Annotated in this window: 11 protein-coding genes and 3 pseudogenes; 5 read left to right on the top strand and 9 right to left on the bottom strand. The window is 73.2% G+C overall.

From position 1 onward, the window contains the following. Positions 1-124: 124 nt before the first annotated feature. The 5 genes from HDC93_RS39310 to HDC93_RS14185 form a co-directional block, all read right to left on the bottom strand. Positions 125-208 (bottom strand): putative leader peptide, encoded by an 84-nt coding sequence (locus HDC93_RS39310; protein ID WP_311241247.1) that lies wholly within the window; start codon positions 206-208, stop codon positions 125-127. Between the two features lie 126 nt (positions 209-334). Continuing rightward, a complete protein-coding gene (locus HDC93_RS14200) occupies positions 335-907 on the bottom strand; it encodes a GNAT family N-acetyltransferase (protein WP_185010726.1) in 573 nt (190 codons plus the stop codon). Between the two features lie 67 nt (positions 908-974). After that, positions 975-2285, bottom strand: a complete 1311-nt coding sequence (locus HDC93_RS14195; protein ID WP_185010724.1) for a hypothetical protein — start codon at positions 2283-2285, stop codon at positions 975-977. Positions 2286-2460: 175 nt separating this feature from the next. Continuing rightward, on the bottom strand, positions 2461-3738 hold the full coding sequence (locus HDC93_RS14190) for a GAF domain-containing protein (RefSeq protein ID WP_185010722.1): 1278 nt from the start codon (positions 3736-3738) through the stop codon (positions 2461-2463). Positions 3739-4026: 288 nt separating this feature from the next. Beyond that, on the bottom strand, positions 4027-5661 hold the full coding sequence (locus HDC93_RS14185) for an acyl-CoA dehydrogenase family protein (protein ID WP_185010720.1): 1635 nt from the start codon (positions 5659-5661) through the stop codon (positions 4027-4029). Between the two features lie 110 nt (positions 5662-5771). Here HDC93_RS14185 and HDC93_RS14180 point away from each other — a divergent pair, with 110 nt between their 5' ends. Beyond that, the gene (locus HDC93_RS14180; protein ID WP_185010718.1) at positions 5772-6953 is read left to right on the top strand and encodes a YihY/virulence factor BrkB family protein; all 1182 of its coding nucleotides are present in this window, start codon (positions 5772-5774) and stop codon (positions 6951-6953) included. Positions 6954-6974: 21 nt separating this feature from the next. Here the strand turns inward: HDC93_RS14180 and HDC93_RS38340 are convergent. Beyond that, positions 6975-7106 (bottom strand): annotated as a pseudogene (locus HDC93_RS38340) (NmrA family transcriptional regulator); the annotation flags it as partial. Positions 7107-7171: 65 nt separating this feature from the next. Here HDC93_RS38340 and HDC93_RS14175 point away from each other — a divergent pair. After that, positions 7172-7351 (top strand): annotated as a pseudogene (locus HDC93_RS14175) (helix-turn-helix domain-containing protein); the annotation flags it as partial. A gap of 227 nt (positions 7352-7578) precedes the next feature. Then, on the top strand, positions 7579-8268 hold the full coding sequence (locus HDC93_RS14170; RefSeq protein WP_185010715.1) for a helix-turn-helix transcriptional regulator: 690 nt from the start codon (positions 7579-7581) through the stop codon (positions 8266-8268). On the opposite strand, the gene HDC93_RS14165 is transcribed toward HDC93_RS14170, so the two are convergent. Beyond that, positions 8248-8652, bottom strand: a complete 405-nt coding sequence (locus tag HDC93_RS14165; RefSeq protein WP_185010713.1) for a VOC family protein — start codon at positions 8650-8652, stop codon at positions 8248-8250. The genes HDC93_RS14170 and HDC93_RS14165 overlap by 21 nt on opposite strands. A 141-nt stretch (positions 8653-8793) precedes the next feature. Between HDC93_RS14165 and HDC93_RS14160 the strand changes: the two are divergent. Further along, a pseudogene (locus HDC93_RS14160) lies at positions 8794-8922 on the top strand (ThuA domain-containing protein); the annotation flags it as partial. A gap of 63 nt (positions 8923-8985) precedes the next feature. Here HDC93_RS14160 and HDC93_RS14155 read toward each other — a convergent pair. Next, positions 8986-10029 (bottom strand): LacI family DNA-binding transcriptional regulator, encoded by a 1044-nt coding sequence (locus HDC93_RS14155; protein WP_185010711.1) that lies wholly within the window; start codon positions 10027-10029, stop codon positions 8986-8988. 513 nt (positions 10030-10542) lie between these two features. Here HDC93_RS14155 and HDC93_RS14150 point away from each other — a divergent pair. Beyond that, positions 10543-12147 carry a carboxylesterase/lipase family protein gene (locus tag HDC93_RS14150; protein ID WP_185010709.1) on the top strand — a complete coding sequence of 535 codons (1605 nt, stop codon included), beginning with the start codon at positions 10543-10545 and terminating at the stop codon, positions 12145-12147. Positions 12148-12369: 222 nt separating this feature from the next. On the opposite strand, the gene mmuM is transcribed toward HDC93_RS14150, so the two are convergent. Continuing rightward, positions 12370-13281 carry a homocysteine S-methyltransferase gene (gene mmuM, locus HDC93_RS14145; protein WP_185010707.1) on the bottom strand — a complete coding sequence of 304 codons (912 nt, stop codon included), beginning with the start codon at positions 13279-13281 and terminating at the stop codon, positions 12370-12372. Positions 13282-13479: the final 198 nt, after the last annotated feature.

Genomic DNA, 13479 nt, shown 5'->3' with positions numbered 1-13479 from the left:
ATACGTCCTTCGGGACAGGCGAAAATGCGGCTCTGACCTGCGCATGCGTGCGCATGGGCATAGGGCGCGTCATTGCGCAGGGGTGAGGCAGGAAAGGGAGATGTCGGGCGCGGGCTGAGTACGCTCAGTGCGCCGGACAGATGGCGCTGGACATGCGGCCGAGGTCGACGTGCCGCCGACTCACCAAGGCAATTCCAGTTCCAGACATGACGGAAGCGTGTCACGGCGATCTGGACACAGTCCAGCTTCGTCCAAAATGCGGACACCCTTGTCTCGCAGAGCAAGACAAGGGTGTCGTTGGTCACATCGCGTATGTCCGAGGTGTCCGTCCAGGTCAGACAGGGAACGCCCCAGGCCACGGTCCCGGAGCGGCGGCGTCCGCCTCCTCCTCGACCTTGGTGTCGAACAGCTTGAAGCCCCGCCGCTGGTAGTTGTCCATCGCGTGCTCGCCGTCCTTGCTGCAGGTGTGCAGCCAGACCCGCTTCGTCGGGGTCAGCCCCGCCCACCGGTCGGCGAGGTCCCAGGCCCGGGCCGCGCCGTACGACAGCAGGTGCCCGCCGATGCGCCGGCCCCGGAAGGCGGGCAGCAGCCCGAAGTAGACGATCTCCACCACCGCGTCGTCCTGCGCCTCCAGCTCCACGAACCCGGCGGGCGTGCCCCGGTCGTACGCCACCCACGTCTCCACGCCGGGCCGCTCCAGGTGCTCCACCCACCGCGCGTACGACCAGCCGAGCCGGTCCGTCCAGCGGATGTCGCCGCCCACCGACGCGTACAGGAACCGGCTGAACTCGGGCGAGGGCACCCCGGAGCGCACGACCCGGACGTCCCCGTCCGGCGCGATGGCCGGCAGCAGGTCGGTCGGGGCGGTCTGCTCCAGGGACCAGGTGGTCACGGCGATGGTGGTCATACGGGCCAGAAAATCATCTGACCACCTGGTCTGTCGATCGGCCCCGGGCCGTGCGCGGGGCCGCCGGTCAGTCCAGCGCCCGGTCGATCGACGTCAGCGGCAGCGCGAACAGCATCCGCCCCGACTGGGACCAGACCTCTCCGGTCGCCTCCCAGTAGGACAGGGAACCCGACCCGCCGCTCCAGCAGTGCCGTGTCCCGTCCGTGCCGCACTCCGTGGCCCCCGCGCCCTCGGTGTCCTGGCGCCACAGCGTCCCGTGCCCGCCCGGGCTGCCTGCCGCGCGGTCCAGGTACCAGCCCGAGCGGCGGGACAGCACGCCGCGCACGTCGGCCGTCTTCGTCTCGTAGGCCTCGACCGGGGCCGCCTCGCCGGAGAAGTCGGTGGTGAGCAGGCCGGAGCGGGCCGGATCCCGGCTCAGCGCGTAACGCCACAGCCGGGTGTGCCGGTCGCCGTCCGCGGGCACCCACTCGCCGGCGACCAGACTGTCGGGGGAGGTGCTGCGGTCCAGGGAGACGGTGGCCGGGCGGGGCGTGTCGCCCCCGCGGGGCAGGGTGTACGAGCCGACGGCGGGCAGCACGAACCGGTGACCGTGCGCGGCCCAGCCGCCCCGGACCCGGCCCACCGCGTCGGACTCGACGGTGGCGCGCTGGATGCGGTCCATGTCGTACACGTACAGCGCGTCCCGGTCGCCCTCGCGGGTCGTCACCAGCAGCTTGTCCTGGTACCAGACCATGCCGGACAGCGGGGAGACCAGCCCCCGGTAGTCCCGCCCGCCGTCCACCGGCACGGCCAGCAGGGCCCAGGTGTAGCGCAGCGCGCCGGGATCGTTCGCGTCGACGAAGGCGACCTTGGCCAGCCCCTGCTCGGGGGACGGGCCGTCCATGGAGCCGCCCGCGGCGCCCCGGGTCCAGCCGGAGAGGATCACGCGGTTGCCGCCCCAGAGGCCGTCGTCGTCCGCGTCGCCCGAGGTCGTGACCGCGCCGGCCCGCCAGCCCCGGGTGTCGGCGCCGCCGAAGCAGTACGCGCGCGTGGCCGCCGGATCCACCGGCAGGCTGTCCTTCTCGGCCGTCGAGCAGTCGCCCGCGTTCCGCAGCGGCAGATCGGCGCCCTCCAGCACCGCGCCGACGCCGACGGGCCGGCCCATCTTCGACGCGAGCCGGTCCAGCCACCGCCCGGGCACCCGGTGCTCGGCCAGCGGCAGCCGCCCCGCCTCGTCGGACGCGGCGACCGGCTTCAGAGCCCCGGGGGCGTCGGCGACGGTGGCCTGCGAGGCGCTGATCAGAGTGGCGGCGGCGGTGAGCGCGAGGGCCGTCCCGGCCAGGGTCGCGCGCAGCGCCCTGCCTCGCCTGCGCCGCCGGTGTCTGCCGCGATGCTTCATAACGTCCTCCCGAGACGGACCAACTGCGCCTGTTGATCCGCACGTTGACGGAGAAGCAGGTGGGGCGGTCCGTAGAGGGATGCTACGGCAGATGAGGGGGTCGGCGGACGAAGACCCTGCAAATATGCGAAAGATGCACCCCTCGGGGCGGCTTGTACACCACGCGCCGTGAACCTCAGGGCGCCGCCGGGGACCTGCGCCGCATGCTCACCGCCGGTGCCATCGAGTGCGGCAGCAGATCCCGCGGGTCGTCCGGAAGCAGCACCTCGATCTCGGCCGCATCGGCGAACCGGTACGGACGGTGCTCCAGGAACGCCCCCAGATACCGCCGCACCCGAGACATCTCGGCACGCACCGTCACCGTGCGGGCCGGGTCGCCGAACAGGTCCCCGGCCAGGCCCGAGGCGCTGCGGCCGGAGCGGTGGACCGCCAGGAGGTACAGCAACTCCGCGTGCCGGGGACTCAGCTCCCGGGCCCAGGAGCCCGCCCCGCCGAGCACCTCCACCGACCAGCGCCGGGCCTGTCTGAGGTCCAGCACGATCCTGGCCGGGCCGCGCCGGTCCGGCTCGTCGTCGGCCACCCGCAACAGCCAGCCCCCGGCCAGCGGCTCCACCGAGCACAGCCCGAGCGCCGGCAGCCATCTCGGGCCCGCCGACAGCGACTTCGGCAGCGCCACGCGCCGCGCGTACGGCATCCCGCTGACCGCGGCGGTCCAGCCGTCCGGGTCGACGACCAGGGCACGGCCGCCGAGCCGGGCCAGCACCGGCGCCGCCACCGCCCGCAGCCGCTCCAGCGACTCCGTGTGCATCTCCCGCAGCCGGGCCTCGGCGAGTTTGGCCACCGAACCGACCCAGGAGAGCGTCGCCGGGTGCATCGTCTCCAGCGGGCCGCTCACGTCCACCACGCCGAGCAGCCGGCCGTCCCGCGGATCCGTCAGCGGAGCGCCCGCACAGGTCCAGCCGGCCTGGGAGCGCACGAAGTGCTCGGAGGCGAAGACCTGCACCGGCCGGCGCACCACCGCCGGGGTGCCCAGTCCGTTCGTGCCGACGACGTCCTCACGCCAGTCCGCGCCGAGTTCGAAGCCCAGCCCGTCCGCCTTGCGCAGCACGGGCGGACTGCCCTCGCGCCACAGCACCCGGCCGTCCTCGTCGGCCACCACCATGATGTGGTGCGCCACGTCCGCCGCCGCCAGCAGCCCCTCCCTCAGCACCGGCAGCACATGGCGCAATACCGACGTCTCGCGCCGCCGCTGCACCTCCTCGCGGGGGAGCGGATCCGCCAGGACGTCGTGGTCGGGATCGACACCGCTGCGCATCATCCGCTCCCAGGACCGCTCGATCACCGGACGCGGCGCCACCGGAGCGGGCTTCCCCGCCAGCCGGGCGGAACGTACCTGGCTGAGGACCCGGGCCGCACGCGTGCTGTCCACGGCGGCCAAGTGCGTGACGTCCATCCGCGTGCGCCCCCCGGAGTCGCTTTTGACTGTGCGTCTCATAGTGCCGTCTGCCCCGTCGGCGCGTGCACAGTCCGCACACAGTCAGCAGCAAGTTGCAACCCCCTGCAACCCTGGTGGACCGCCCGGCCGTGTCCGAAACTTGAGCGGCGCCGTCCCGAGCGGCGTTCAGTGGCTCGAACGGGCCAGTGCTGCGGGGGTGGTGCCGTGTCGGCGCAGCACCACCCTCGCTCAAGGCATACGCGTGCAGCGCGGGCCGGGAGCCCGCAGCGCGAAGAGCGGACCGGTTCAGGACACCGGACGCGCCCGCTCCACCACCGACGCCAGGTCCAGTGTGTGCGGCAGCGTCCCGAACGCCGCGCCCGCGTCGCTGCCCAGCCGCCCCGCGCAGAACGCGTCGGCGACCTGCGGTGGTGCGAAACGCACCAGCAGCGAACCCTGGAGCACCAGCGCGAGCCGCTCCGTCACACGCCGCGCCCGCCCCTCCACACCCTCCAGGTCGGCCAGTTCGGTCAGGAGGCTCTTGATGGCCGCGTCGAGACGGTGATCGGCGCCGCGCGCCTGCCCGACCTCCCGCAGATACGCGTCCAGCGCGCCCGGCTCCCGCTGCAACGCCCGCAGCACGTCCAGCGCCTGCACATTGCCCGCGCCCTCCCAGACCGAGTTCAGCGGCGACTCCCGCACCAGCCTGGGCATTGCGGACTCCTCGACGTAGCCGTTGCCGCCCAGGCACTCCGCCGCCTCCACCGCCACCGGCGGGCACCGCTTGGTCACCCAGTACTTGGCGGCCGGCACCGCGATCCGCAACAGCGCCCGCTCCTGCTCCCCGCCGTCGTCCCAGGCGGCGGCGAGCCGCAGCGCCAGCGTCGTCGCGGCCTCCGACTCGAGCGCCAGATCGGCGAGGACGTTGCGCATCAGCGGCTTGTCGGCGAGCTTCCCGCCGAACGCCTCGCGGTACGTGCAGTGGTGCACCGCCTGCGCCACGGCCTGCCGCATCAGGCCGGCCGAGCCGAGCACGCAGTCCAGCCGGGTCGCCGCGACCATCTCGATGATGGTGCGCACCCCGCGCCCCTCCTCGCCGACCCGGCGCGCCCACGTCCCGTCGAACTCGACCTCGCTCGAGGCGTTCGACCGGTTGCCGAGCTTGTCCTTGAGCCGCTGGATCCGGAACACATTGCGCGAGCCGTCCCAAAGCACCCGCGGCACCAGGAAGCAGGTCAGTCCGCCCGGAGCCTGCGCCAGCACCAGGAAACCGTCGGACATCGGCGCCGAGCAGAACCACTTGTGCCCGGTCAGCTCGTACGTCCCGTCCTCCGCGAGGGGCCGCGCCGCCGTGGTGTTCGCCCGGACGTCGCTGCCGCCCTGCTTCTCCGTCATGCCCATCCCGAACAGCGCCCCGGCCTTGAGGTGCGCGGGCCGCAGCTCACGGTCGTAGATCATGGACGTCAGCCGGGGCTCCCACTCGGCGGCCAGGTCCGGGTCGGTGCGCAGGGCCGGCACCGCCGCGTGCGTCATCGACAGCGGACAGCCGTTGCCCGCCTCGACCTGCGTCCACACCAGGAACGCGGCGGCCCGCCGCACATGCCCGGCCGGCCGGTCCCACGCGGCCGTCAGACCCGCCGAGACGCCCTTGCCGAGCAGCCGGTGCCAGGACGGGTGGAACTCGACCTCGTCCACGCGGTTGCCGTACCGGTCGTGTGTGAGCAGCCGCGGCGGGTTCTCGTTGGCCAGCCTCCCCCACTCCTGCACCTGCGCCGAGCCGGAGGTCCGGCCGAGTGCCGCCAGCTCGCCGAGGACCTCCTCGCGCAGGTCCGGTTCCAGATGCCGCTCGACCGCGGCGGCCAGGGCCCGGTCGGCGGAGAAGACGTCGTACCCGACCAGCGGCGGGACCTGGTTCGTCACGGTGTGGGTGCTGCCTGCCATGGTGCGAACGTACCCCGGGGCAGCACCTTGGCACCCGGTGAACCCGGACCGGTCCGCGAAGACACGGCCTGTGGGGGAGTGGGGCAGGGCACGGCGGATACCGTTAGGGGGTGCAGCCAGCAAGTGAAACCCCTGACACGCCCTCCGGGCGCCTCCACCGGGCGCGGGCCCTCTACCGCAACGTCTCCAAACGCAGGACCGCCTGGCTGTTGGTCAAGGACACCGTCAACTCCTGCGTCGAGTACCGCATCCTGGGCCTCGCGGCCGAGGCCGCGTTCTTCACTCTGCTGTCGGTTCCGCCGCTGCTGCTGAGCATGATCGGACTGCTCGGCTACGTCGACGCCTGGACCGGCGCCGACACCATCCAGAGCCTGCAGACCAACCTCCTGGAGGCCTCCCGCACGGTCCTGTCCGACCAGGGCGTCCGCGAGATCGCCCAGCCGATCCTGCACGACGTGATGAAGGGCGGCAGGCCCGACGTCATCTCCATCGGCTTCCTGTTCGCCCTGTGGTCGGGCTCCCGCGCGGTGAACGTCTTCATCGACACCATCACCGTGATGTACGGCCTGGACGGCGTCCGGGGCATCGTCAAGACCCGTCTGATGGCCTTCCTGCTGTTCATCGTGGCCCTGCTGATCGGCTCGGTCGCGCTGCCGCTGATGGTGGCCGGGCCGGACGCCGTGGTGCGGATCGTGCCGTGGTCGACGACGGTCGTCCAGGTCCTCTACTGGCCCACGGTGATTCTCCTGTCGATCGCCTTCCTGACGACGCTGTACCACGTGTCCGTGCCGGTCCGCTCCCCATGGATCGAGGACGTGCCCGGCGCGCTGGTCGCCCTCGGCATGTGGGTGCTCGGCAGCTTCCTGCTGCGGATCTACCTGACCAGCACGGTCGAGGGCCCCACGATCTACGGCTCCCTCGCCGCGCCCGTCGCCGTGCTGCTGTGGATCGGTGTGTCCGCGTTCGCCGTGCTCGTCGGGGCCGCGGTCAACGCCGCCATCGACCGGGTCTGGCCAGCCGCCGCCACGGCCGCGGCCCGCGAGGCCAACGAGCGGCTGCGGCAGGCGCAGGTCGCCGAGTACGTGGCCCGCGCCACGGCCACGGGCGAAGGCGACCCGGACATGCCCTCCGAGTTCCCGGAACGCTGGTCCCGCTTCCTGCCGCCCGAGGACGTCTCGGCCCGCCTGCGCACCCATGTGAAGAGCACCCACGTCAAGAACAGCCACGTCAAGAACACCCACGTGAAGAGCACCCAGGTCAACGGGGAAGGGCAGCCGCCCGAGGAGCAGTGACGCACGCCGCGATCTCCCCTTTCAGGCCTCCCAGGTCCCCGCCGCGGCCTCCTCGCGCACGAAGTCTCCGAAGTCCCGGGGCGCGCGGCCCAGGACCTCCCGCACGCCGTCCGAGAGGTGCGCGTTGCGGCCGTCGAGGAGCGTGTCGAAGATCGCCGTGGCGGTGATCCTGCCGCACCAGGAGTGCCGCTACCCCGACGGACGACCCCTCAGCGGCTCCATTGAGCCGCCTCACCGGCCGGCGCCTCGCCCTCGCCGCCGACCGCCTGCGCGACACCACCGACACCGTCGACGCAGTGGCCCGCAGGATGGGCCACGGCAGCGCGTTCGCCCTGTCGACGGCGTTCAAACGGGTGTACGAGGTGAGCCCGGTGGAGTATCGGGGGCGGGTGGCGTAGGGGCGGGCACGGAGCCCCTGTCTGGTGTCGGGCCGGTGCTGGTGCTGGTGCTGGTGCTCGGTCCCTGTCGCCGGCCGGGTGCCTGTCGCCGGGGCGGTCCTCATGTCGGTTGTCGGGCCGGTCTGCTGTCGGGCCGGCCTCCCGGCCTGCCGCCGGGCGGCCCCTCGTGACTGCGCTGTCCGGCCGGCCCCGTGCCTGTCGCCGGCCCGCGGCGTAGCCTGGCCCACGTGTACATGGAGCGGGCGTCGCGGCTGCCCGGAGCGGTCGTGTGGACCAACACCGCGTCCCGGCCCGGGGTGGGGCGGGTCCTGCCCGACGGGTGCATGGATCTGCTCTGGCACGACGGCCGGCTGATGGTCGCCGGTCCCGACACCCGCGCCTACCTCCCCGGCGGGGTGACCGGCCCCTGGGCCGGAGTCCGCTTCTACCCGGGCACGGCACCGGCGCTCCTGGGCGTCCCGGCGCACGAGCTGCGCGACCGGCGCGTCGAGCTCATGGACCTGTGGCCGGCCTCGATGGTGCGGCACCTGGCCGACCGGGTGAACGCGGCCCCCGACCCGGCGAGCGGCCTGGAGGAGCTGGCACTGCGGCGGGCCGCCGGTGCCGAACCCCCGGACCCGCTGCTGCGGCAGGTCGTCACCGCCCTGGACGCCGGCCGCCCCGTCGCCGCCACCGCCGATGAACTCGGCCTCGGTGCACGCCAGTTGCACCGCCGCTCGTTGTCCGCCTTCGGCTACGGCCCCAAGACCCTGGCCCGCATCCTCCGGCTGCGGCGCGCCCTCGAACTGGCCCGGGACGGTGTGCCCTTCGCGCAGACGGCCGCCCGGGCCGGTTATGCCGACCAGGCCCATCTGACCCGCGATGTGCGGGAGTTGGCGGGGATGCCACTGGGGAAGCTACTCGGCGGCGGTGGCTAGCGGGGCGTACAGATCCACCCCGTTGCCGTCCGGGTCGTGGACGACGGCGTACCGCTGTCCCCAGAAGGCGTCCCACGGCTTGAGCTCGCCGTGGTAACCCGAGCCGACCAGTTCGCCGTACAGCGCGTCCACCTCCTCCGGCTCGTCGCAGCGCAGGGCCAGCGAGGCCCGGCCCCCGGCCACGGGCGGCTGCCACTCGGGCAGGAAGGAACGGACCGTCTCCTCGGTGTCGAACATCAGCCGCAGCCCGCCGGGCAGTCCGGCCTCGGTGTGCGGCTGGTCCTCCGCGCCGTCCGGGAAGGCGAACCCGAGCCGGCGGTAGAACGTGACGGATGCGGCCATGTCGGAGACGACCAGGCCGATGGCATCGAATCGTGCAGTCATGGGGCCACCGTAGGCAGGCCCGCGACGCCTGGTCTTGAACGAATCGGACACCTGAGCCGGCACCGAAGCGGACACCGAAACGCGCACCCCGGTCCGGCCGTGCCGGGCGGCGCCTCACCCTCGGCGTCGGCCCGAAGATTCGTCGAGGACCACGACCATCCGGCGCCCCGACACCCGCCCGCCGTCTGGGAGTTCACCGACGAGTGGTACGACTTGCGCACCAACCCCCGCGGCAGCGTCCGTGTCCCGGCCACCGCCGACGAGTCCTCCAGGGCGACGCACTGAGGGAGGGGGCAACCGCCGTGGTGTCGGACGGGAGCACCCCCCTGGGCGCTAGCCGGGCGGCGGCGCCGTGCTCGCCCGCTCCACCAGCCGCGTCGACAGCTCCGTCCGCGTGCTCTCCGGGTGATGGCCGTCCATCAGGCGCAGCAGCGACCGCAGGGCCGTCGCGGCCATCTCGGACAGCGGCTGGCGCACGGTCGTCAGCGCGGGGGAGGCCCAGCGCGCCTCGGGCAGATCGTCGAAGCCCACCACACTGAAGTCGTCCGGGACCCTCAACCCCCTTGCGGCCAGGGCCTCGTAGACCCCCAGCGCCATCCGGTCCGAGCAGACGAAGACGGCGGTCGGCGGCTCGGGCAGGTCGAGGAGCTCCAGCATGCGGCGGTGGGCCACGCTCTCGTCGAAACCGGCGTGCCGGACGTACTCGGCGCGGTGGCGGACCCCGGCCGACGCCAGCGCCGAGCGGTATCCGGCGACCCGGGCGCTGCTGCACATCGTGCGCCGGGGACCGGCGATGACGGCGACCCGCTCGTGGCCCAGGGACAGCAGGTGCTCCGTGGCCGTCAGTCCGCCCTGCCAGTTCGCCGCCCCCACCGAGACGACACCCTCCGGCGGTTCCTGCACCGGGTCGATCATCACGAACGGGATGCGGTGCTGCTCCAGCCACGCGTACTGCGAGTCGCTCAGTTCGGCCAGGTTGAACAGGACCCCGGACGAGCCCCGGGCGACCAGCTTGTCCAGCCAGCCGCGTTCCGGGCGGCCGACCCGGGAGCGGATCAGAGCCGCCGAGACCACGACCTCCAGGCCCGCGTCGTGCGCCGCCTCCTCCGCACCGTGCAGCACCGCCCCCGACCAGGAGCTCTCCAGCGAGTGCACGACCAGGTCGACCAGCCGGGGTGCCTTCGCCGCGTCGAACCGGGGTCTGCGCACGTACCCGAGCCGGTCGAGCGCCTCGGTCACACGACGGCGGGTCTCGGGTGCCACGTCCTCACGGCCGTTGACGACCTTCGACGCGGTCGGCACCGACACCCCCGCCTCGCGCGCCACGACCGCCAGTGTCGGACCGGCCGCCACGCTCGCACTCGCCGTACGGACCATCGGAAGACCCACCTCTCCGGCCCGCCCGTGGGCCGTGGAAAGTTTCGACCAGCGCTGCCCACGGCGGTCACGAGGTCCGGCGGGCAGAAAGCGCTTCCAACTGTAGGTGCGGCGCAGGACGGCGGGAAGGGAAAGTGAATTCACCGATTCGCGCCGGTCAAAACTTTCGAAACCCCGAACAGCCGTTTCGGTCGGGTGTTCAGGTCAGCCGATACCCGGTGAAGTCCGCCATGAACGCCGTTCATACACAGATGGGCTTCTCCGACGCCCCCAGGGCGGAGAGGGTGACCACGGCGCCACCAGCCACGGACTCGGCCACCTCGGGTCCGGCACGCTGATGTACGCGAAGTGGCCGTGTACGTCGGGTGACTGAACACGCCGCGTGACCGCGCGCGCAACGTAACCGCGTACCCCGAACGGCCCCCTCATCCGCTCGTGGGCCGGAATACCGGAACACAATGAGTTGCTCTGATCTTCACGGTGCACGAGCGCGGTGAGGAGGCTGGTGGACGCATGACGGCAGACCAGGCAGACCCCGTGGTGAGCACGCCCCATGGTGCCCTCCGGGGACGGTACGAGCGCGGTGTCGCGGTCTTCCGCGGCATTCCGTACGCGGCCCCGCCCTTCGGCCCTCGCCGCTTCCGCCCGCCCGTGCCCCTGCCGCCCTGGGACGGTGTCCGCGACGCCGGCACCTTCGGCCCCACCCCGCCGAAACCGCCGTACTCCGACGCCTTCGCCCACTACCTGTCCGACCCGGTCGTGCCCGGCGACGACTGCCTCAACCTCAACGTCTGGACCCCGCAGCCCGACCGAGGAGCCCGGCTCCCCGTCCTCGTCTGGCTCCATGGCGGCGCCCTGACCAGGGGCTCTTCGGCCGTACCCGTGTACGACGGGCATGCCTTCGCCCGCGACGGCGTGGTCTGTGTATCCATCAACTACCGGTTGGGTGTCGAGGGCTACGGACTGTTCCCGGACACGCCCCCGAACCCCGGCCTGCGCGACCAGATCGCAGCCCTGACCTGGGTCCACGAGTCGATCGAGGCCTTCGGCGGCGACCCCGGCCGCATCACCCTCTTCGGCCAGTCCGCCGGGGCGATCAGCATCGGCGCCCTCATCGCCGCGCCGCAGACCCAGGGGCTGGTCCGCCGGGCCGTCCTGCAGAGCGGGCCGCCCGAGGCGTCCGAGCGGGCCAAGGTTCGGCGCATGGTCCGCCGGATGGCCTCCCGGCTGAAGATCCCCGCCACCGCCGAGGCCTTCGCCGCCGTCGACCGCGACCTGCTGCTGCGCACCCAGGCCGAGGTCGGCAAGCTGAGCAGCCCGGTGGTCGGCGGTCCCGCGTTCGGCCTGGTCATCGACGGCGACGTCGTCCCCCGCGACCCGCTGGAGGCCCTCACGGACGGCGGCGCGGCCCCCGGCGTCGAACTGCTGCTGGGCTGGACCCGCGACGAGTACCGGCTCTGGCTGGTGCCGGGCGGACTCCTGGAGCGCGTCGACCGCCTCGGAGCCGTCGCCCTCGCGGGAGCCATGGCCCGCTGCCACTGCGGCAGCGAGGTCCCGCGCGGCTACCGCACCCTGCACCCCGAGGCCGCTACCGCGGAGATCGTCGGACAGCTCGTCACCGACCACCTGCTCCGCATCCCCCTTCACCACCTGGCCGACGCCCGCACCGAACCGTCGTACGTCTACGAGTTCGCCTGGCCCTCGAACCTGCCCGACCTCGGCTCCTGCCACGCGCTGGAGCTGGGCTTCGTCTTCGACACCGGAGACGTCGCCGAGTCCCGGAAACTGGCGGGGGAGGGCGCGCCACAGGAACTGGCGGACGCCATGCACGCCGCCTGGGTGCGGTTCGCCACGGACGGCGACCCGGGCTGGGAACGCTGGGACGACACGCACCCGGTGCGGGTGTTCGGGGACCGTGCGCCGGACGCCGAGAACGGGCTCGCCTACACCGCCCACGGCCCCCGGGACCGCGAACTCGCCCTCTGGAAGGCCGACGCCCTCACGCCTGCGGACCCCGCACCCACGGTGGTCCCGGCCGACGTCTCGCCCACCCGCGGTGCCGAACTGCGGGCAGCCGTACGGCGACTTGGCCGCTCCGGCGCCCTGCGACGCCGCTGACGGGACACACGCCGGTGGGTCTGCCGTGTGCGGCCAGTGCGAACCCGGCGGCTTCACCGAGTCCCTCACCACCACAAGCGTGCCCAGCAGCGGGTGTTCGTCCGGGGCGCCCGGGGTGCCTCGTCTCTCCGGGCACCGGTCCGCGCCCACCCCCTCGGGGACTGCGGCAACGCCGGAGCAACCGGGCGCGCACTGCCGGGCAGGCTCGCGGTGTCCCGGGGGTTACACCGCTGCCAGGGCCCCCGCGATGCCCGCGATGCCGTCCGGCCCCACCCGGCAGCATCCGCCGATCAGCCGGGCCCCCGCCCGCTGCCAGCCCTTCACCTGGCCGGTGGTGAAGGTGGAGCGGCCGGCCCAGGCGCGCGCCTCGGCGTCCCAGGTCTCGCCGCTGTTGGGGTAGACGACGACCGGCTTGCCGGTGACGCGCGCAGCCGTCGCCGCCGCGGCCTCCACGTCCTGCGGCGCACAGCAGTTCACCCCGACCGCGATCACCTCGTCGGCCTCCGCGGCCAGGGAGAAGGCCTCCTCCAGCGGCTGCCCGGCCCGGGTGCGGTCACCGGCGACGGAGTAGGTCAGCCAGGCAGGCACCCCGAGCCCGCGCACCGCCCGCAGCAGGGCCGCGGCCTCGTCGGCGTCCGGGACCGTCTCCAGCGCCAGGACGTCGGGCCGGGCCGCGGCCAGCACCTCCAGGCGCGGCCGGTGGAAACGTTCCAGCTCCTCCACGCTCAGCCCGTAGCGGCCCCGGTACTCCGAGCCGTCCGCGAGCATCGCCCCGTACGGACCGGCCGACGCGGCCACCCACAGGGGCCGCGAGACGCCCGCCTCCCGGGCCGCCTCCCGGGCCGACTCCACGCTCAGCGCCATGAGTTCGGCCGCCCGGTCGCGGCTGATCCCGCGCTTGGCGAACCCCTCGAACGTGGCCTGGTAACTGGCGGTGATCGCCACGTCCGCCCCCGCCCGGAAGTAGGCGAGGTGCGCCTCGGTCACCGCCTCCGGCTGCTCGGCGAGCAACCGCGCCGACCACAGCTCGTCGCTCAGGTCGTGCCCGGCCGTCTCGAGCTGGTTGGACATGCCGCCGTCGAGGACGACCGTCCCGGCGGCGAGGGCTTCGGCGAGGGTGAGGGTGCTGGTCATGCCGACGACGGTAGTCGAGAACCGGCGGCGGACCCCAGCCGAGTATGTCCAGTGTATGAACAGCTCGCCCAACATGTGGGACGGCGGGATACGATCACGGCCCTCCCCTCCGCTCGTACAGGAACACCCATGACCGTCCCCCGCCCCACCGGAGCCGCCGAACCCACCGGCCCCGGACCCTCCGAGCCGACCCCGGCC

This window comes from Streptomyces sp. AK010 (assembly GCF_014207295.1).
Classification (GTDB): Bacteria; Actinomycetota; Actinomycetes; order Streptomycetales; family Streptomycetaceae; genus Streptomyces; species Streptomyces massasporeus.
The sequence above is the reverse complement of the archived record's forward strand: the minus strand, read 5'-3'. Positions and strand labels throughout refer to the sequence as shown.